Source organism: Collinsella sp. CLA-ER-H10 (assembly GCF_040092475.1).
Taxonomy (GTDB): Bacteria; Actinomycetota; Coriobacteriia; order Coriobacteriales; family Coriobacteriaceae; genus Collinsella.
In genome coordinates this window covers 56,432-73,973 of record NZ_JBBNLM010000001.1, presented here as the reverse complement: position 1 = coordinate 73,973, position 17,542 = coordinate 56,432, and the positions used below count along the sequence as shown (strand labels likewise).

General features: G+C 56.2%; 22 protein-coding genes. 10 read left to right on the top strand and 12 right to left on the bottom strand.

Annotated features, from left to right (window positions below):
- Window positions 1-2 precede the first annotated feature (2 nt).
- Both AAAX36_RS00355 and AAAX36_RS00350 read right to left on the bottom strand, forming a co-directional pair.
- Window positions 3-209 (bottom strand): hypothetical protein, encoded by a 207-nt coding sequence (locus AAAX36_RS00355; RefSeq protein WP_346976758.1) that lies wholly within the window; start codon window positions 207-209, stop codon window positions 3-5.
- A 367-nt stretch (window positions 210-576) separates the two neighbouring features.
- Window positions 577-1,140: a MarR family transcriptional regulator gene (locus AAAX36_RS00350; RefSeq protein ID WP_349073663.1), complete on the bottom strand. Its 564-nt coding sequence runs from the start codon at window positions 1,138-1,140 to the stop codon at window positions 577-579.
- Window positions 1,141-1,240: 100 nt separating this feature from the next.
- On the opposite strand from AAAX36_RS00350, the gene AAAX36_RS00345 reads away from it, so the two are divergent.
- From AAAX36_RS00345 to AAAX36_RS00335, 3 genes are all read left to right on the top strand, one after another.
- Window positions 1,241-2,062: a class I SAM-dependent methyltransferase gene (locus AAAX36_RS00345; RefSeq protein ID WP_349073662.1), complete on the top strand. Its 822-nt coding sequence runs from the start codon at window positions 1,241-1,243 to the stop codon at window positions 2,060-2,062.
- 84 nt (window positions 2,063-2,146) lie between these two features.
- A complete protein-coding gene (locus tag AAAX36_RS00340; RefSeq protein ID WP_349073661.1) occupies window positions 2,147-3,187 on the top strand; it encodes a ThiF family adenylyltransferase in 1,041 nt (346 codons plus the stop codon).
- Window positions 3,184-4,335, top strand: coding sequence for an MFS transporter (locus tag AAAX36_RS00335; protein WP_349073660.1), 1,152 nt, complete (start codon window positions 3,184-3,186; stop codon window positions 4,333-4,335). The genes AAAX36_RS00340 and AAAX36_RS00335 overlap by 4 nt, the downstream gene beginning before the upstream one ends.
- A 113-nt stretch (window positions 4,336-4,448) precedes the next feature.
- Here AAAX36_RS00335 and AAAX36_RS00330 read toward each other — a convergent pair whose 3' ends face one another.
- The 3 genes from AAAX36_RS00330 to AAAX36_RS00320 form a co-directional block, all read right to left on the bottom strand.
- On the bottom strand, window positions 4,449-4,676 hold the full coding sequence (locus tag AAAX36_RS00330) for a hypothetical protein (protein WP_349073659.1): 228 nt from the start codon (window positions 4,674-4,676) through the stop codon (window positions 4,449-4,451).
- A 162-nt stretch (window positions 4,677-4,838) separates the two neighbouring features.
- Entirely contained in the window at window positions 4,839-5,615 is a 777-nt protein-coding gene (locus AAAX36_RS00325) for a hypothetical protein (protein WP_349073658.1), read from the bottom strand.
- A gap of 312 nt (window positions 5,616-5,927) precedes the next feature.
- Complete coding sequence (locus AAAX36_RS00320; RefSeq protein WP_349073657.1) at window positions 5,928-7,238, bottom strand: O-acetylhomoserine aminocarboxypropyltransferase/cysteine synthase family protein; 1,311 nt, start codon at window positions 7,236-7,238, stop codon at window positions 5,928-5,930.
- A 273-nt stretch (window positions 7,239-7,511) separates the two neighbouring features.
- Here AAAX36_RS00320 and AAAX36_RS00315 point away from each other — a divergent pair, with 273 nt between their 5' ends.
- The 5 genes from AAAX36_RS00315 to AAAX36_RS00295 all read left to right on the top strand — a co-directional run bounded on the left by AAAX36_RS00315 (window position 7,512) and on the right by AAAX36_RS00295 (window position 11,036).
- Window positions 7,512-8,414, top strand: coding sequence for a LysR family transcriptional regulator (locus tag AAAX36_RS00315; protein WP_035138871.1), 903 nt, complete (start codon window positions 7,512-7,514; stop codon window positions 8,412-8,414).
- 48 nt (window positions 8,415-8,462) lie between these two features.
- On the top strand, window positions 8,463-8,999 hold the full coding sequence (gene rnhA, locus AAAX36_RS00310) for a ribonuclease HI (RefSeq protein ID WP_192934620.1): 537 nt from the start codon (window positions 8,463-8,465) through the stop codon (window positions 8,997-8,999).
- 75 nt (window positions 9,000-9,074) lie between these two features.
- Window positions 9,075-10,181 carry a Gfo/Idh/MocA family oxidoreductase gene (locus AAAX36_RS00305; RefSeq protein ID WP_349073656.1) on the top strand — a complete coding sequence of 369 codons (1,107 nt, stop codon included), beginning with the start codon at window positions 9,075-9,077 and terminating at the stop codon, window positions 10,179-10,181.
- 2 nt (window positions 10,182-10,183) lie between these two features.
- Window positions 10,184-10,594, top strand: coding sequence for an acylphosphatase (locus tag AAAX36_RS00300; protein ID WP_349073655.1), 411 nt, complete (start codon window positions 10,184-10,186; stop codon window positions 10,592-10,594).
- Window positions 10,595-10,655: 61 nt separating this feature from the next.
- Window positions 10,656-11,036, top strand: coding sequence for a transcriptional repressor (locus AAAX36_RS00295; protein WP_271739955.1), 381 nt, complete (start codon window positions 10,656-10,658; stop codon window positions 11,034-11,036).
- A 77-nt stretch (window positions 11,037-11,113) separates the two neighbouring features.
- Here the strand turns inward: AAAX36_RS00295 and AAAX36_RS00290 are convergent, their stop codons facing one another.
- The 3 genes from AAAX36_RS00290 to AAAX36_RS00280 form a co-directional block, all read right to left on the bottom strand.
- Window positions 11,114-11,911, bottom strand: a complete 798-nt coding sequence (locus AAAX36_RS00290; RefSeq protein ID WP_349073654.1) for an HAD family hydrolase — start codon at window positions 11,909-11,911, stop codon at window positions 11,114-11,116.
- Window positions 11,912-11,994: 83 nt separating this feature from the next.
- Window positions 11,995-12,573: a hypothetical protein gene (locus AAAX36_RS00285; protein WP_349073653.1), complete on the bottom strand. Its 579-nt coding sequence runs from the start codon at window positions 12,571-12,573 to the stop codon at window positions 11,995-11,997.
- A 3-nt stretch (window positions 12,574-12,576) separates the two neighbouring features.
- Window positions 12,577-13,005: a peptidylprolyl isomerase gene (locus AAAX36_RS00280; RefSeq protein ID WP_349073652.1), complete on the bottom strand. Its 429-nt coding sequence runs from the start codon at window positions 13,003-13,005 to the stop codon at window positions 12,577-12,579.
- 120 nt (window positions 13,006-13,125) lie between these two features.
- Here AAAX36_RS00280 and AAAX36_RS00275 point away from each other — a divergent pair, with 120 nt between their 5' ends.
- Window positions 13,126-14,139: a membrane dipeptidase gene (locus AAAX36_RS00275; protein ID WP_349073651.1), complete on the top strand. Its 1,014-nt coding sequence runs from the start codon at window positions 13,126-13,128 to the stop codon at window positions 14,137-14,139.
- Between the two features lie 74 nt (window positions 14,140-14,213).
- A complete protein-coding gene (locus tag AAAX36_RS00270; protein ID WP_349073650.1) occupies window positions 14,214-14,990 on the top strand; it encodes a SprT family zinc-dependent metalloprotease in 777 nt (258 codons plus the stop codon).
- A gap of 6 nt (window positions 14,991-14,996) precedes the next feature.
- Here the strand turns inward: AAAX36_RS00270 and folB are convergent, their stop codons facing one another.
- The 4 genes from folB to nrdG all read right to left on the bottom strand — a co-directional run bounded on the left by folB (window position 14,997) and on the right by nrdG (window position 17,315).
- Window positions 14,997-15,482: a dihydroneopterin aldolase gene (gene folB / locus AAAX36_RS00265; protein ID WP_349073649.1), complete on the bottom strand. Its 486-nt coding sequence runs from the start codon at window positions 15,480-15,482 to the stop codon at window positions 14,997-14,999.
- Between the two features lie 43 nt (window positions 15,483-15,525).
- The gene (locus tag AAAX36_RS00260; RefSeq protein ID WP_349073648.1) at window positions 15,526-16,107 is read right to left on the bottom strand and encodes an HD domain-containing protein; all 582 of its coding nucleotides are present in this window, start codon (window positions 16,105-16,107) and stop codon (window positions 15,526-15,528) included.
- A gap of 2 nt (window positions 16,108-16,109) precedes the next feature.
- The gene (folE, locus tag AAAX36_RS00255) at window positions 16,110-16,667 is read right to left on the bottom strand and encodes a GTP cyclohydrolase I FolE (protein ID WP_349073647.1); all 558 of its coding nucleotides are present in this window, start codon (window positions 16,665-16,667) and stop codon (window positions 16,110-16,112) included.
- A 66-nt stretch (window positions 16,668-16,733) separates the two neighbouring features.
- Window positions 16,734-17,315 (bottom strand): anaerobic ribonucleoside-triphosphate reductase activating protein, encoded by a 582-nt coding sequence (nrdG, locus tag AAAX36_RS00250; RefSeq protein ID WP_349073646.1) that lies wholly within the window; start codon window positions 17,313-17,315, stop codon window positions 16,734-16,736.
- Window positions 17,316-17,542 lie beyond the last annotated feature (227 nt).

Sequence of the window (17,542 nt, the reverse complement as noted above, 5' to 3'; positions counted from 1 at the left end):
AGTTAGCGTTGCGACTCAGGCACCTCGTCCTCGCCATCGCGGCAAAGAACTACACCCGCACTTCCCAGCAGCGCAGCCGCGATCAACGCACCGACCACGATAGGGGCAGCCCCACAAGACCCCTGCATACCCGCGACGAGCGCGGCCGTAGGACCAAGGCAACCAAGCGTCAATGCAACGGCGGCAACGGCGATATCTCGAGCGTTCACAAGACCACTTCCTCCACGAGAAAGACTTTGTTTCTCGTGACTTAGTGTGCCCCGCGCCCATATGCGCGGCGTACTGCCACGGTAAGCGCTCTGTTAGCTCAAGCATACACAAAAAACGGCGCCCTTACATTGCCCAAAGGCTCGGTGAAGACGCCCGTCCATCATGTGCAATCGATGCCGGCAGATTACCAACCGGCGTAGCAATCGGTAGTTCCGGCTGCGTAACACGAACTCGACCTGGCTAATGCGGCCCGCCGTACACAGTCAAGCCCCATCGCAGAGAGTCAGTTGCCACATTCAGGGTCAACGTAATTCTGCATGTTCGTTGTTCACGCCCCAAATCCAAAAAACAGTAATCTATATAAAGCTAAGGAATCCAAGGGAAGCCGCGCAGGGTGACGGCTACGGCTTTCTTGTTTTTTCCTTCTGATTCTTTGGGGGAGTTTGCCCATCGTTCGATAACTGCTTCAAGCTCCTCGCCAAGTCTAAATAGCTCGTCAGAATTCAGATGAAGGACGGTGTCGAAGCCAAGCTCAGCCCCGTGCCAGCAATCATCATAGTCATCAAACTTGTCGAGATATCGTGAATAGGCGGCAAAATAAGACTGGCTCGAGGCCCTTCGAACAGCAAGCAGATCGGTAACTTCCGTTCCATCATCAAATTCTTCAAGCGGACCTAAAGGCAGGGGGGTAATGGTCCACCAGCTTTGACGTTTATCGCCTTTGCCTTCGCACTTCGTTATAAGCCCCGCGGCGCTCAACCTCTTAAGGTGATAACTCACGCTTCCCGGAGCAAGCCCAATCTTATCGCTAATCATTCCAACATTACATGGGCCAATATTGCGCAATACTGCAAGGATTCTCATTCGCTCAGAGTTTGCATAAACCCTCAAAGTGGAAGAATCAGTCGCCCTGTTGATACGATCCACCATTTCTACCTCCAATCATCATTCTCCCATAGAAAAAGAAAAGATTTGTTGTAGATTTCTACAACAGTCGTTGTACAATTCTATTTCGAAAGGAGTCTCGCACATGCACATCAATTCACTAAGCGAGTACAACGAGCTCGCCAAGGCATACGACATATTTAAACGGGACGATAATTATCCCGCCTTCTTCTCCCTCCTAAAAAGGGAGTTTATCGATGTCTGCAAGCTGGGCAGGGATGTACATTCACTCGAAGTTGGCTGCGGTACGGGGACGTTCACACATCTCTTCAATGAAGCCGGATTTAACATTGATGGAGTCGACCTTTCTCCAAACATGATTTCTGTAGCACAAAATAAATACCCGGATTTGCGCTTTGCCGTAGCAGATATTTCGAAAGACCCTCTCAATACTAGCGAATACGGTTTATGCGTAGCTCTCGATGATGTTTTGAACTGCTTGCCCGACGAGATTTCTCTAAGGTCTGCAATTATCAATATCGCATCAAGCCTTACTGCGGGCGGTTACTTTCTCTTTGATCTAGTTTCACTTAGCTCTTTCAAAAATTACATGGGCTCAGTCGATTTTCGCAAATATGAAGACGCTTGCGTTCTTTCCTATCCCCTATCCTCGTTATATAACACAGGTCGAGACCCCTTCGTCTTAGGCTTCTCAATCCTGACCTTTGACGGTCGTGCGGCCACCTGGAACAAAAATGACTACACAGCAACCGAGCGCTTCTACCCAAAGGAAGACGTTGAGGCGATTCTTCTCAAAGCGGGGCTATCCATCGCCGCAAAGCGCGATCTCGTTCAGGGCGAACTTGTCGCCCCGGATTCAACAAGCGCTTCTTGCATACAGAAACACCTTTACTTGTGTAGAAAGGAGGCAACAAATGACGATCGAAGAGCAGGCCAAAAAGCTTGATGCGTCTGAAATTATCAAGAACATCTAGCGCAATGGGGCGGCATGCCAAAACGGCATGCCGCTCCATAATCGAAAGGGGAAAAGATGGAGAATATCAGACTAAAATCTGGCGTAGATTTCTTTATTTCTGCTCATTCAAAATCACTGATAATTAGCCCCACATTCGGAACATCCACATTTCAGATAAATGAGCCTTATGATTTAGCGTGGCAAATGCTGAAAACGCTTTCAGAACCAATATCAGTAGCGAATCTAAAGAAACAATTCAGATCTGATGATCCAAATTCATTCGACGTATTCCTTAGCTTTCTTGTAGAGAAAGGGCTAATCACCAGCCAAAGTAACGACTCACAGCTGAATAATCACGACGCGATTAAATACAAACGGCAAATGGCCTATTTCGAGCAATCTGAGACCTTTTCAGAAGAATCCTCTAGATGTCAAAAAGGGTTAGCCACAAAAAGCATTGCAATCATAGGTTGTGGGGGCGCTGGAGCGCCGATAGCGGAGCTGTTGGCGGCTTCAGGTATTGGGACAATTGAATTAATAGACGGCGACACAGTCGAATTAAGCAACCTTGGACGACAGATAGCCTATGACGAACAAGATGTAGGGCAACCAAAGACCACATGCCTTTCAAAAAGGCTCAAGCGCATCAATCCCGATATAGCAGTCAAAACGACCGAGCGCTTCGTTACAGAAGAAAATATATGCGGGGTCCTATCCGAAAATGACTTCACGGTAGTCGCTGCAGATTGGCCAATGCCCGATTTACTCTATTGGGTTGATAAAGTTTCCTTCAAAAATCAAACATGCTATGCCTGCATCAGCAACTCTCTTCCGACAATACGTGTCGGGCCCATTTTCGACCCAAGCAAATCTCTTTGCTATCAAAAATACGAAAATGCGTTAGAACAGAAATGGCCAGAGGTTAAAGAATACGAAAGAGTTGCGAATTCATTCGAATACAACAAATCGGCAACGCCCTGGGCCTGCTATTCCGCAGCATCAATTCTTGTTGGCCAGATTATCCAGAAACTACTAACGGGACATTCCACTTTAGATGGAAAGACATTCCTGCTGAATCTTGAAACTTTAGTTGCCCGCAAGGGAATTGAAATATGAAATCGAGCTATTCCACCTTTCTATCATCCGTTGCGATAGGCCAAATCTGTGATGCTCTTTTACTAACCTACTTGTCTATTTGGGCACTGGCGCTTTCAAATGACGCTTTAGCCCCATCACTCGTTCTCTCGGTTTCATCGATTGCCCGCTCACTTCTATTCCTCCCTGCGGGGAGAATATGCGACAACCATCCCCCTAAAATAATATTTACAACGATTTCGCTAATTCGACTTCTTGCGTTTTTTGGTTATTTCGCAGTAACCGTATTATTTCAACAGAACTTAATAAGTATCCTAATAGCCTCGGCAGTTTTAGGAGGTATAGAGGCTCATTATGCGACTTCATCCCAAGCTGTGGTCATTCAATCCTCCGCCCACCAAGGCATTGCAAACCTTCAAAGGCGCTATTTAACGGCCCAAAAAGCCGCTGCCGTAGGCTCCGCCCTTCTTCTTGGATTGCTTTCAGGGTCAACGGCCAAGCATGTTATGGCCTTACTATCGGCCCTCGCGCTGTTGTCCACTAGCCTCCTCTGGATTAGCCCGATTCTCAAGTTAAGCCCCGAAACGTCTCAGAAAAAGGTCGAATCGGAACCAAAAACTATAGTCGAAACCGTTAAAGCGGTCATGAGCAGCAGAAGCGCCCGTTTGATGTTGCTGTTTATTCTAATTGCCGAAACAGCGACGTCATCTATTCAAGGGCCGGGCTACATATCCTTGTGCGCACAGAATAAGTGGGGGGATGCAATACTGAGCAACCTGCTTCTTGCTTTTTCAATCGGAACAACAGCTGGATCGGCAGCAACGCGTTTATATAAAAAAGGCCCATTGACGTTACGGATACCGTTGCTAGTTCTTGTAATATCTTTTTGCGCGATAGCGTTCTTTTCATTATGGCAAATAGCGATCATCTTATCGTTGCTTTCAGGCATTTGTTGCGGATTGATCTCAACGCAACTTATAACTGAATACCTGAGAAACACGAAAGAACTAAATCGGCCGGGCACGATAACCTCAGTTCTCAACCTCGCCGCTTTCGGTGCCGTTTCCATAGGAGCTTTACTGTTTGGATTTATTGCCAACATAGCAGGCCTGGGAATCGCCTTTGGATTTTTCAGCGCATCTTTACTTTTGGTAGCGTTGCTCATGTGAGCAGCGAAAGAACGGAAACGCAATTGGCTCGAATCGTAATCTTTCGAAGACCCCTTCAAGCATAACTATGACAAAAGCATCAGACATATTTCGGACAGGTCGGAAGCAGATCGCTACGTCTCAGCAGCGCCCTCTTCATTGCCACGGCAGGAATGAAGCCCGACGCCAGAGAGGATGACAATCGCAAAGGCCACAAAGCCAGCGACCATCGCCGTCGCGGCGAAGCTCAGACGCACCTGCGCCTCGACAACCAAGACCACCGCCGACTCCAGACCGCCCACCAAAAAGGGGAATGCCGCAATCAAGACATCCTTCATCTTCACGAACGCATCTGCATCCATACCGGGCTCCTTGCCCGCGGGTACGGATGTGAGATGTTTGACGCCTGCGTCGCAAACGCCAGCACTCCGTTAACTCAAGCACGCACAAAAACGGACGCCCTTACGTTGCCCGAAAGCTCGGCAAAGGCGCCCGTCTGTCATGTCCTATTGGCTTATGACAGATTACCAACCGGTATAGTAGTCGGTGGTTCCGGCTGCGCAGCCGGAGTCATAGACCTTGCACTCGCCCTTGGATCCGGTAAACGTGGAGCCCTGAGCCTTATCGCCCGCGGCCACGACGTAGTAACCATCGGAATCGCGCCAAAAGCCCTCGGAATCCTGCGTCCATTCGCCCGTGCGGTGGTGATACAACACGTTGCTGCTGTAATAAGTCTCGCGGCGGCCGTTATAGTTATTGACGCCGCTCGAACGCGTCAGGCCCGAGCCGTTCGCGTAATACACAGCAGACGCGTAAGACGAGCCGGAGCCGGCGTTGTAATACGAAGCCTGAACGGCCTCAGCAGCCTCGGCTTCGGCTGCAGCAGCCTCGAGCGCCTCGCGCTTGGCATCCTCAAGCGTGGAGCGGAGCTCATCGAGCTCGGTCGACTTGGCGTCGACCTCCCCCATCGTCAACAGGCTGCCCGCACCGTCGATGCAACGCTGCAACACAGCGCGCTCGTCATCGGTGGCATAGTCGCCATACATATTCATAATGATCTGAGCGCGCATCTCCAGGGAATCGCGCTTCGCCCCCATCGAGGCGTTCCACTCCTGCATAGAGCCATAACCGTCACCTCGGTAGTCGACGGGCTGCACCAGCGTCGCCTCGGACGGCGTAGATCCGACCGTATCGGATAGTGTTGCCGCGTGGGCATCAGTTGCGCCGACGCCCGCCAAAAGTGCCACGGTCAGAGCGGCGGAAAGGGCGGCGGCTTTCGGTTTTCGTGAATCGATCCTCATGTAGCTGGAAACCTCCGTAGTGCGTTTTTGCTGCGTTTGGGCTGCGTGTGATTCGATCGCGCTGCATAGTACCCCGAGCAAATCGCGACCTGCGGTTTTACTCAAAAGGCGCACGTCAATTGCGTAAAACTCACATCCACTCAACAGGAGTTTTCCACATCTCGATTGCATAAAGCATGCCAAAAACCCTGTAACAGCGCCCTTCCTATGCAAAAAAGGCTCCTGTGCAACCATCGTTCGCACAGGCGCCTTGAGCAGGCATTTTATGCAGTTATACCTATCGAGTCGCAAGGGGTCTTTGCACAAGTCGCCTTACTCGTCCAGCGCGGCGAAGGCCTGCTTCAGATCCCAAATGATATCCTCGGCGTTCTCGGTACCGATGGAAAGTCGAATCGTGGAGGGCGTAATGTTCTGCTCGGCAAGTTCCTCGGCAGAGAGCTGGGAGTGCGTGGTGGTAGCCGGATGCACGACGAGCGACTTGACGTCGGCCACGTTGGCGAGCAGCGAGAAGACCTGCAGGTGGTCGATGAACTTCCAAGCAGCCTCCTGGCCGCCCTTGATCTCGAAGGTGAAGATCGAGGCGCCGCCACGGGGGAAGTACTTCTGGTACAGCTCATGGTCGGGGTGCTCGGGCAGGCTCGGGTGGTTCACCTTGGCAACATGGCTGTCCCCGGTCAGGAACTCAACGACCTTTTCGGTGTTCTCGACATGGCGGTCGACGCGCAGCGACAGGGTCTCGGTGCCCTGGAGCAGGACCCATGCGTTAAACGGGCTAATGCAGGCGCCCTCGTCACGAAGCAGGATGGCGCGGACATAGGTCGCGAAGGCGGCAGGGCCGGCAGCCTCGGCAAACGAGACGCCATGGTAGGAGGGATTGGGCTCGGCGATCTGCGCATACTTGCCGCTCGCCTTCCAGTCAAAGTTGCCGCCATCGACAATCACACCGCCCAGCGAGGTGCCGTGGCCGCCAATAAACTTAGTCGCGGAGTGAACGACGATGTTGGCGCCGTGCTCCAGCGGACGGAAGAGGTACGGGGTGCCGAAGGTGTTATCGACAACAACCGGAAGGCCATGCTTCTTGGCGACCTCGGAGATAGCGTCGATGTTGGGGATATCGGAGTTGGGGTTACCGAGCGTCTCGAGATAAATGACCGTGGTGTTGTCCTTGATGGCACCCTCGACCTCGTCCAGGTTATGGGCATCGACGAAGGTGGTCTCGACACCAAACAGGGAGAGCGTGTGCTCCAGCAGGTTGTAGGAACCGCCGTAGATGGTCTTCTGGGCCACCACATGGTCGCCGGCCTGAGCGAGTGCCTGCAGGGTATAGGTGATGGCGGCGGCACCAGAGGCGACGGCGAGGCCAGCAACGCCGCCCTCGAGCGCGGCGATACGGTCCTCAAAGACGCCCTGGGTGGAGTTGGTCAGACGACCGTAGATGTTACCGGCGTCGGCAAGGCCAAAGCGGTCAGCGGCGTGCTGTGAGTTGCGGAACACGTAGCTCGTGGTCTGGTAGATAGGCACGGCGCGGGAATCGGATGCGGGATCGGCGCTCTCCTGGCCAACGTGAAGCTGCAGGGTGTCGAAACCAAAGGTGTGCTCGGGGTTGTTGATAAACTGGCTCATGATGATCTCCTTGATTGAACAAAAGTAAATAAAAAGAGAGAAGTAAGTCGCTGTCTCCTGATCACGCCGACGGGCGCAAACAGGAGCCCGGCATTCGTCTTGGCAAGCAATTCATATGCGGGCCTCCTTTCGCATCCCGGTTCCGTGGTTGGCCTAATTACCTACCGCCTTTGTGTGTTTTGAATAGTACGAGCATCGTTTCCCTCGGTCAATCACTTAAAAGCGCTAACCTGTTATCGGTTTTTTAGATAGCTATCGAAAGGACGGGCGCCGATGACCCTCCAGCAGCTTCGCTTTTTGATCGCCGTGGCAGAGTCCGGTTCAATCAACGCCGCAGCTCAGCGCCTCTATACCGCACAGTCCAATATCTCCAACGCCGTCAAAAGCCTGGAACAGGAACTTCATATCGAAATCTTTACGCGCTCTAGCCGCGGTGTTGCACTCACCAACGACGGCACCGAGCTTTTGGGTTATGCACGCCAGGTCGTAGAGCAGGCCGACATGCTCGAGGCCCGCTACGAGGACGGCGGTACACCTCAGGCCCGCCTTGCCATCTCGGCCCAGCACTACGCGTTTTCGGTCGAGGCCTTTGTCAACGTAGTCGAGCGCTGCCGCGACAGCAAGTTCGAGTTCATCATGCGCGAGACCACCACATCGCAGATCATTGATGACGTCCGTGCGTTTCGCAGCGATATCGGCATTCTGTATCTGGATGACTTTAACGCCCGCGTTCTGCAGAAGGCCTTCGCCGATGCCCGTGCAAGCTTCCATCCCCTATTCGACGCGACGGTCCACGTCTTCGTTAGCGAGCGCCACCCGCTCGCACGCCGCCCTCAGCTGTCCCTTGCCGACCTCACGCCCTATACGCGCTACAGCTTTGAGCAGGGAACCTCAAACTCCTTCTATTACGCCGAGGAACCTTTTAGCTATATCCCTTGCGACCGCAACATACGAATCTCGGACCGCGGAACACTTACTAACTTACTTATCACGTCGAACGGTTACACCCTGTCGACCGGCGTCCTCTCCAATGAAATGCAATGGGGTATGGCATCGATCCCGTTAGCAGACGCCCCAACGATGCACGTAGGCTATATCATGCACGACGAGCGCAAGCCCTCTCCCCTCTTGCAGCAATACCTCGATGAGCTCAACCGCATCATCCATGCCAACTAACTGTCGGAAGACGGGGTAGAAATCATAGATTGCTAGCCCCCGGCGGGCATGGCGCTACAATGGTCACTCGCACGAAACATACCCAACGAAAGGAACCATGTGAAGGTCATCATCTATACCGACGGCTCGGCCCGATCAAATCCGGGACGCGGCGGCTACGGCGCCGTGCTCAAATACACCAACCCCGCCGGCAAGACCTTCACCTCCGAGCTTTCGCGCGGCTACGCCAAGACCACCAACAACCGCATGGAGCTCATGGCCGTTATCGTGGCGCTCGAGGCACTCAACCGCCCCTGCGACGTCGAAGTCCATTCCGATTCGCAGTACGTCGTCAACGCCTTCAACAAGCACTGGATCGACGGCTGGAAAAAACGCGGCTGGAAGACTGCCAACAAACAGCCCGTCAAGAACCGCGACCTGTGGGAGCGCCTGCTCACCGCAAAGAGCAAGCACAAAGTGGAGTTCATCTGGGTTAAAGGCCATGCCGGCCATGAGCTCAACGAGCGCTGCGACGAGCTTGCCACCACGGCGGCCGACGGCAGCAACCTCGATATCGACACCGGCTTTAACGAGAGCGACCTGTAACGGCGTTTTCGCACGCTATTTCCTGCCCCCTCGCGCTACACTCATCCTGTAAACCGAACAGCACGAGGGGGATACATGTTGCGTATAGCGACCATCGGCACATCCATGATTACCGACGACTTTATCCAGGTCGTCAACGCCAACGACCAAGCTGCGTTTGTGGGCACGCTCTCGCGCGATGCAGATCGCGGCGCCGCCTTTACCGCCGAGCGCGGTGGCGAGCGTAACTTCACCGCGCTTGACGAGCTTGCGTCCGCTGCCGACGTCGACGCCGTCTACATCGGCAGCCCCAATGCGCTCCACTACGAGCAGGCGCTCGCCTGTATCGCCGGCGGCAAGCACGTTATCGTCGAAAAGCCTTTTTGTGCCACCGAGGCACAGGCGTTCGAGGTCTTTCGCGCAGCCGAGGCGGCGGGCGTCGTAGCCCTCGAGGCCATGCGCCCGCTCCATGACCCCGCTTTCCACGCCATCGAGGACGCCCTGGGTGAGATTGCCCCCATCCGCCGCGCCTCATTGCGCTTTGGCAAGTATTCCTCGCGCTACAACGAGATTCTCGCGGGACGCGCCACCAATATCTTCGACTGCAATATGGCCTCGGGTTCCCTCATGGACATTGGTGTCTACACCGTTGAGCCCATGGTCGAGATCTTCGGCATGCCCTCCGGCCTTACGAGCATGGCTACTCTGCTCGACCCCACCACGCAAGAGCTCACCCATGGCCCCATCGATGGCTGCGGTTCCATCCTCGCCAGCTACGGCGGTGGCCGTATCTCCGTCGAGCTCGCGCACTCCAAAATTACGAATGACCTACTGCCCTCGCAGATCGAAGGCGAGCGTGGCACTATCCAGATTGACCATCTGTCCACGCCCCGCAACGTCCGCATCGACTATCGCGGCGACGTCGTACGCGGCTCGGCGACCGAGGTGCCGCGCGAACAGAGCGACAACGGCCGCGTGCTCGACCTGCCCAAATCGAGCAACACCATGGAATACGAACTCGCAGACTTTATCACCGCCATCGGCGGCATCGATAACGTCAAGGAAGAGATTTGGGAGACCCCGGCGGGACGTCACGAGCTTGGCCACTACCGCGATGTCACGCTCGTCTCACTGCGCATCATGGATGCCGTGCGTCAGCAGGCGGGTATCGCCTTCCCCGCTGACTCTAACAAGCAGGCATAGCGATGGGTTTTTTCGACAAGCTTTTCTCGGGCGTCACCGGCGGCAGCCGCGAACCCCAAAAGCCCTCTGGCGTCGAGCTTGAGCTGCGCCGTAGGCTCACCGTGCTCGCAAGCGACGAGGCCACTCAAGACGCCCCGCAGCGCTATTTCCTGCGGTGGGAGGGACAGGTCCAGGGCGTCGGTTTCCGCTTCACCAACACCAACCTCGCGCAGGCACGCGCACTCACCGGCTGGGTGCGTAACATGGAAGACGGCTCAGTCGAGATGGAGATACAGGGAGCTCCGGCAAGCATCCTATCTCATCTCGAGGCGCTTCATGCCTCCTACGAGCGCATGGGAACGCGTTTTCGCCTCGTAGACGCCCAGGTCCGAACCCCACTTGCCAATGAAGACGGTTTCAGTCCTCATTATTAGTATTGTGTGCTAAATACGGTATCATTTACCTACGACCGTTAATAGAAAAGAGGCGAGGCGCATGGCGGTGCAAAGAAGGAATACCAGGCAGCGAAAGCTGGTTCTTGACGCCGTGCGCCAAAGCTATAACCATCCCACCGCCGACGAAATCTACAACGTCGTGCGGACGCAGGATGACAAAATCAGCCGCGGTACGGTCTACCGCAATCTCAATCTCTTGGCCGACGCCGGCGAGATCCTCTCCATCAAGACGCCGGGCGGCAGCCGCTTCGATCGCACCATCGAGCCGCATGCGCATATCATCTGCACCTCGTGCAGCCGCGTCATCGACGTACCGCTCCCCTTCGATGCCCAGCTCGACGCCAAGGCGTCCGAGCAAATCGGCTGGCACGTCACGTCGCACTACACCATCTTCGAGGGTCTCTGCCCCGACTGCCGGTAGATGTTTGGGACATGCCTTAAAATCCACCTTTCCGCACTTTGCAGCAAAAAGTAGATTTCTAGACACGTCCCAGATATCTACTCGGCGAGCAGACGACGTAGCTCTTCTTCGACCGTGCGCACGTAGCGGACGCGGTCGTTGATGCCGCGCATGGTGGGGTTGCAGCTCTCCATCAGATAGGGATGGCCCACGGCGTTGAGCATGTCGCAATCGTTCTCATTGTCGCCAAACGCCATCATCTCATCGGGCGAAATCCCCAGGGCACGACCGTAATCGGCAAGCGCGGAGCCCTTGCCCGAACCGAAACCGATAAAGTCCGTCCATTCGGTTCCCGACGTCATCACATCGACACGGTCGCTAAAGAGGCGCTCGAAATACTCCAGGGCCGCCGGCTGCTCCACCTCGGGCGTCTGGAAGGCAATCTTAATGACGTCCTCGTCGATGTCCTCGGGACGATCGACCACCGCCACATCGCAGTGGACCTCATAGCGCAAATGGTCGACGAACGCATCGTTGCCGCTCATGGTGTAGAGGTGCCCCTCACACGAAAGGGTCACGTCGGCATGGGGATACGCAACCACGGCATTCGCGATATCCATAGCAAGGCTACGCTCCATGGAACGCTTGACAACGGCACGCCCCTCGCTCATCACCAGGGCTCCGTTTTCGCATACATAGGCGAGCTCATCGGCCACCGGGGAAAACAGGTAGCGCAAGCTCGCATATTGACGGCCGCTCGCCGGCATAAACACGATACCGCGACGATGCAGCTCATCGATAAGTTCAAAGGCCTCGGAACGCGGCTCGCGCTCCCCCGGATGCAGCAACGTGCCGTCCAAATCGCATGCAATCAGCTTGATTCCCTCAAGACCCATATGCTTTCCCCCAAAGCACCTCATCAACAGTAAGACGGACTTTGAATAGTTGCCTCTCAAAGTCCGTCTTACTCATACGCACGTTAACCGCGCGCCTTCTTTACGATCGTAAAGTCGGGAGCCATACTCACGACGACATCCGCCGCGCTCGATGCAAAGCGTCGGCTGGCATCGAGCTCGCGTGTGACCACCGAGAGCCGAACACCCTCGACACCCCGGAGTATGCGGCCCAAAACAGGCTGCACCGGCGTATACATGCGCACGGTATGCTCGTCCGAGTCGCCTCGGAAGAGCGGCGCATGCATGTTGCCAATCTCCCAGCACGCATGCGCGAGTGCAATCGGATCCATGCGGTCGACTTCGACCAAATAAACCTCGGCGCTGCGCAGGCGCACGACAACCGCCACGGGCACCACGCCCGAACGGTCAATGGCGAGCACGTCGCCATCGGCAAGACGACCGCCGTCGGCAGTATCCAGCCGAACACCGATCGTGCGCCCCAGCTCCGTTACGCCCGCAAATGTGCGGGCATCGGCCTGGTCCCAATCGAGCAATAGCTCGTCAACTTCAAAGACGCCGCCCAACTTCCGGCGAAGCAGGAGTTCATAGGACGGATCGTTGAGATTTCCCAAGCATGTCGTCGAAACCAAGCGTTCAGGCATACTCTAGCCCTCGACCTCGACGAGCTCGATATCAAAATTGAGGTCCTTGCCGGCCAGCTCGTGGTTGGCGTCGAGCGTCACGGCCTCGGGCGTCACGTCGATGACAACGGCGGGGACGGGCATGCCGCTCGGCGTGGACAGGAAAAGCTTCATGCCCTTCTCGATCTGCTCGATGTTGGGAACCTGTTCGGCCGGGAAGGTCAGGACCATCTCGGGATTGTGCTCGCCGTAGGCATCGGTAGCAGGAATGTGCACGGTCTTCTTCTCGCCCACCTGCATGTCGACAACAGCGGCGTCGAAGCCCTTGATCATCTGACCGGCGCCGCAGGTGAACTCCAGCGGCTCGCCGCGATCGTAGGAGCTATCGAACTGCGTGCCGTCGTCGAGCGTGCCGCGATAATGGGTCTTGACCTTCTTGCCCTGGTTGGACATGGTAACCTCCGTAATAAGGGCGGCGCACAACGCGGGCCGCCATGAACATATGGCGCTAACTATACCCTAGTCATACAATTCAATGACAGTTTGCAAAGAAACGCTGCAACCGGAGGAACCATGGCATATCCCGTATTTGATCTACACTGCGACACCGCCGACCGCATCGGCTGGGCCACGCTCGATCTCGACCTGCGCTTTACCGCCGGCACCGACGGTTATTTCCCCGGCGACGAAACGCATCCGCAAGATTTCGACCTCATCGAGGGCAACGCCTGCGCCATCTCGCTCGCAAAGATCGGCAACACGCCGTGGGCACAGTGCTTCGCCACGTTTGTCCCCGACGAGATTCCCACCGCCCACGCCGCGCGCTTCCAGGCGCAGATCATGGCGCACATGAGCGGCCAGGCAATGCTCAACCACGACCGCATGGTCAACGTACGCAGCGCCGCTGACATTCGCCCTGCGCTCAAAGACGGCAAGGTCGCCTGCATCCACACCATCGAAAACGCCACGTTCTTTGCCGAGGACCCCGCGCTGATCGAGGTACTCAAGAGCCTGGGCGTACTCATGTCATCACTCAGCTGGAACGCGCAGGGACCGCTCGCGAGCGGGCACGATACCCACGCCGGCCTCACCGCCGCCGGCATCGAGGCACTTACGCAGATGGAGCACGCCGGCATGGTGCTCGACGTCTCCCACCTCAACGATAAGTGCTTTGACGAGGTTGTCGCCCACGCCACGCGCCCCTTCGTCGCCAGCCACTCCAACTCCCGTGCGGTTTGTGGCGTCAAGCGCAATCTCACCGACGACCAATTCCGCACCATTCGCGACATGGGCGGCATCGTCGGCCTCAACTACTGCAGCGAGTTCCTTTCCAACGACGCAACCGACAAGACCGCCGCAGACGTCACCTTCGACCAGCTGGCGGCACATATCGAGCACTGGCTCGACCTGGGCGGCGAGGACGTCATCGCGCTCGGCGGCGACTGGGACGGTGCCACGGTGCCCGCTTTCCTCTCCGATGCCAGCAAGATGCCCGAGTTCCAGAACATGCTTTCCAAGCATTTTGGCAAGACCGTGATGCAGAAGCTCTGCAGCGACAACGCGCTTGCCTTCTTTGAGCGTTATTAATTTCACACCCCTTGAGCGGGCCGGCATGCCGAACGGTCGACATGCCGGCCCGTCCCCAATCTGAAGGACCGCTTTTGACGCAGCAGTTTACGATTTCCGTATCCCGACCGGATGGGACGCCCATCCCCGTCGTCGTTACCAAAAAGCGCGTCAAGAACTTCAACCTACGCGTCACATCGAGCGGTGAGGTCCACGCCAGCGCACCGCTCGGTGCCAACCGCGAGCGTATCGAAGCGTTTGTGAGGCGCAACAGCGCCTGGATTATCAGCCGACTTGCCCAGCGCGAGCAACGTCAGGCGACGACGCGAGAGCCGCTCAGCCCCTCGTCCATCATTGCACTTTGGGGCAAGCCCATCACGGTACAAGATGCACTCGACCACAGCTTTGCATCACCCGCTCCGCGGTCCAAGCAGGCCACCTTCGCAAGTTTTATGGGTGCCGATAAATCGAACGAACGCCCACAGGCCAAGCGGCGCGCGATCCTCGACGGTCTGACGTCCGATGAGCTCCAGACCCGCATCGACCAGCTCTATGCATCCGAGGTCACCACGGCGCTGCGCGATATGGTGCACGCGTACGAAATCGCAATGGGTGTCGCCGTTTCCCGCGTTTCCGTACGCAGCATGAAAACGCGCTGGGGCTCATGCACGCCCAAATCCGGTGCCGTTCGCATCGCACGAGAACTTGCCGCCTACCCTGTCGAATGCCTCGACATGGTTGTCGCCCACGAGCTCGTCCACTTGCTCGAGCCAAGCCACAATCATCGGTTCCACGCTCTGCTCGACACGTACTGCCCCAACAATAGAGCGCTGTCGCAGCGGCTCAAGCAGCCACCCATAGAGACGTATTAGAACCGGCTAGCGCACGCGCTCGATCTCGACACCGCAGCTTGTCAGAGGAAGACCGACGGGCGCCCAAGGCTTATCGAGCTTAACACGCACGCCGAGCAGCAAGGGGTAGCGACGCAGCAGCATCTGCGCCACACCCTCGGCTGCAGCCTCGATGAGCTTAAACGTATGCTCGCGCAGATAGCCGTCGACATCGTGGCACACCGAGCCGTAATCAATCGAGGCATCCAGGTTATCGTGCTCCCCCGCAGCGCGCAGGTCGGCATAGAGCACCAAGGACACGATGAACTTCTGGCCCAGCGCGTTCTCCTCGGGATACACACCGTGGTTGGCAAAGACCTCGAGACCGTCGACAGTAATGCGGTCGGCATGGCGCAGGTCGTCATAGCTCACGTGGGGCACCGCCGTTGCGGTGGATATTTCGCCCCTTCCACGGCGGGCGAGCTCGGCGCCTTCAGTCTTGGTTGCGTTCTCGGGCAGTTTCTTGTTGCTCATCGCGATCGTCTCCTTCGTTTAGAACCCCGACCGCGCAAACTAACTATACGCGAATCGACAGGTTCTTTTTATCATCGCTCCAGTTGCAAGCATTGCGCGCGGGGCATGCAAAGCAGGCGCGCGAGGCCTTGTCGGCCGCATAGAGCAGACGCTCGAGCGGTTGGCTGTTCACGCGCAGCTTTCGATGGCCCAGAATGGCCGTCTTAATGGCTGCGGCATCGGCCGGTTCAAACGCCACGTCATCGGGCATGCCGCTAAGAATCGCATCAGCGACGCGTTCGCTTGCAACATCATGGGATATACCCGATTCATACTGTTCATCTTTGCCGATATCGTGAAGAAGTGCCGTGGCGTAGATGACCTCGCGGTCAAATTCGAGCTGTTCCTCGAGATTCTTGATCCACATAATGCGAGCGACATCGAGCAGATGGTCGATACCATGGCGGCAGAAGATGCGCCCCGATTCCAACCGTGCAATGTTGCCCAGGTGCCGCCGGAACAGCCCATTGGCACAGATGTAATCGATACGAGGCATGACGCCAAAAGGCGCCAGGCCCGAAGCCATAAAACCGCGACGCGGCGTTCCCTCATCGGTTTTCGATGCAAAGTCGTTAACGGCTCTCATGGTTAGCGGCCCAGCATCCTAAAGAAACGCTCCTCGAGCGCGGGATCGGTCTCAAAGACGCCGCGGCGTGCGAGCGTCACGGTCTTGGTACCGGGTTTTTGCACGCCGCGCATGGTCATGCACATATGCTCAGCTTCCATGAGCACAATCGCTCCCTGGGGAGCGAGATAATCCATGAGAGCGTCGGCAACCTGCGCACACAGCTGCTCCTGCAGCTGCAGACGACGGGCATAGACCTCAACCGTGCGAGCAAGCTTAGAAAGCCCTGCGACACGGCCGTTGGGGATATAGCCAATGGCGGCCTTGCCGTAAAACGGCAGCAAATGATGCTCGCACAGCGAGTAAAACGTAATGTCGCGCTCGATAACCAAATCGTCCGAAGCGACGGCAAAGGTTTTAGACAGGTGTTCCTCGGCACTCTGGTCCATACCGCCGGCGATCTCACCATACATACGGGCAACGCGCGCCGGGGTCTCCAGCAGGCCCTCGCGAGTTGGATCCTCGCCTATGCCCTCAAGCAATAGCCTAATGGCGGCCTCGACTTTTTCCTGATCGACCATCTGGGCCTCACTTTTCCGATTTTGCGTTCGTGCTATGGTACCACGCCCTTTGGCATCGGCCACAAGCTACATAGTATGGGTCGAATAGACCGGATCATCACGCCAAAGTTCAACCGCATCACAAAGCGCAACGCCCTCGCGCTCAGCACGGGCGCGCGTAGCGTTCATATCGATCACGCGCTGGTTGCTCGAGCCCCTAAAGCGCAACGAGATATCGTACAGATCCTGAACGAACGGACCGTCCACCAACATGTCGAGACAGGCCAGGATACGGGCCGTCGCTTCGGTATGATGGCGGCCACCCGGCATAAGCTCCTCGAGCACATCACCGGTAAAGCACCAAATGGTCTTGCCCGACCCCGCAGGATAGGCCGCACGCACGCGTTCGATAAAGCCAACAAGCCCCGCCTGATTCTCGGGCTCCATAGGCTCGCCACCCAGAATCGTCAGGCCATCGATAAAGGGATGATCGAGACTCTCGATAATTTTGTCCTCGACGGCGCTATCGAACGGCTCGCCCGCAGCAAAGTCCCACGCGACAGAGTTAAAGCAATTCTTGCACCCACGACGGCACCCGCTCACAAAAAGAGAAGTACGAACGCCTTCTCCATCAGCAATGTCGAAATACTTAATGTTCGCGTAGTTCATAGGTAACTCTCCCGGGAGGCCGGGACATATCATCCCGTCCTCAAACATTCTCGGCCTTCGGCCTGCGAAACTGCGGGCGGGACGATATGTCCCGGCCTCATGCAAAGGGTAACTCAATGAACGAAGCGAACATCGAGCATAGGGTTCGAGGTCCAATAATAACTTTGTTGCAGCTCAACCGCCATCGCAAGTAAATCGCAGCTGCAGCTCAAATTATTTCCGCTAAG

What these genes read in the sequence shown, in the direction of transcription:
- AAAX36_RS00350 (WP_349073663.1), bottom strand. Translation starts at nt 1,140, where the DNA reads ATGGTGGATCGTATCAACAGGGCGACTGATTCTTCCACTTTGAGGGTT.
- AAAX36_RS00345 (WP_349073662.1), top strand. Translation starts at nt 1,241, where the DNA reads ATGCACATCAATTCACTAAGCGAGTACAACGAGCTCGCCAAGGCATAC.
- AAAX36_RS00340 (WP_349073661.1), top strand. Translation starts at nt 2,147, where the DNA reads ATGGAGAATATCAGACTAAAATCTGGCGTAGATTTCTTTATTTCTGCT.
- AAAX36_RS00335 (WP_349073660.1), top strand. Translation starts at nt 3,184, where the DNA reads ATGAAATCGAGCTATTCCACCTTTCTATCATCCGTTGCGATAGGCCAA.
- AAAX36_RS00330 (WP_349073659.1), bottom strand. Translation starts at nt 4,676, where the DNA reads ATGGATGCAGATGCGTTCGTGAAGATGAAGGATGTCTTGATTGCGGCA.
- AAAX36_RS00325 (WP_349073658.1), bottom strand. Translation starts at nt 5,615, where the DNA reads ATGAGGATCGATTCACGAAAACCGAAAGCCGCCGCCCTTTCCGCCGCT.
- AAAX36_RS00320 (WP_349073657.1), bottom strand. Translation starts at nt 7,238, where the DNA reads ATGAGCCAGTTTATCAACAACCCCGAGCACACCTTTGGTTTCGACACC.
- AAAX36_RS00315 (WP_035138871.1), top strand. Translation starts at nt 7,512, where the DNA reads ATGACCCTCCAGCAGCTTCGCTTTTTGATCGCCGTGGCAGAGTCCGGT.
- rnhA (WP_192934620.1), top strand. Translation starts at nt 8,463, where the DNA reads ATGGCGCTACAATGGTCACTCGCACGAAACATACCCAACGAAAGGAAC.
- AAAX36_RS00305 (WP_349073656.1), top strand. Translation starts at nt 9,075, where the DNA reads ATGTTGCGTATAGCGACCATCGGCACATCCATGATTACCGACGACTTT.
- AAAX36_RS00300 (WP_349073655.1), top strand. Translation starts at nt 10,184, where the DNA reads ATGGGTTTTTTCGACAAGCTTTTCTCGGGCGTCACCGGCGGCAGCCGC.
- AAAX36_RS00295 (WP_271739955.1), top strand. Translation starts at nt 10,656, where the DNA reads ATGGCGGTGCAAAGAAGGAATACCAGGCAGCGAAAGCTGGTTCTTGAC.
- AAAX36_RS00290 (WP_349073654.1), bottom strand. Translation starts at nt 11,911, where the DNA reads ATGGGTCTTGAGGGAATCAAGCTGATTGCATGCGATTTGGACGGCACG.
- AAAX36_RS00285 (WP_349073653.1), bottom strand. Translation starts at nt 12,573, where the DNA reads ATGCCTGAACGCTTGGTTTCGACGACATGCTTGGGAAATCTCAACGAT.
- AAAX36_RS00280 (WP_349073652.1), bottom strand. Translation starts at nt 13,005, where the DNA reads ATGTCCAACCAGGGCAAGAAGGTCAAGACCCATTATCGCGGCACGCTC.
- AAAX36_RS00275 (WP_349073651.1), top strand. Translation starts at nt 13,126, where the DNA reads ATGGCATATCCCGTATTTGATCTACACTGCGACACCGCCGACCGCATC.
- folB (WP_349073649.1), bottom strand. Translation starts at nt 15,482, where the DNA reads ATGAGCAACAAGAAACTGCCCGAGAACGCAACCAAGACTGAAGGCGCC.
- AAAX36_RS00260 (WP_349073648.1), bottom strand. Translation starts at nt 16,107, where the DNA reads ATGAGAGCCGTTAACGACTTTGCATCGAAAACCGATGAGGGAACGCCG.
- folE (WP_349073647.1), bottom strand. Translation starts at nt 16,667, where the DNA reads ATGGTCGATCAGGAAAAAGTCGAGGCCGCCATTAGGCTATTGCTTGAG.
- nrdG (WP_349073646.1), bottom strand. Translation starts at nt 17,315, where the DNA reads ATGAACTACGCGAACATTAAGTATTTCGACATTGCTGATGGAGAAGGC.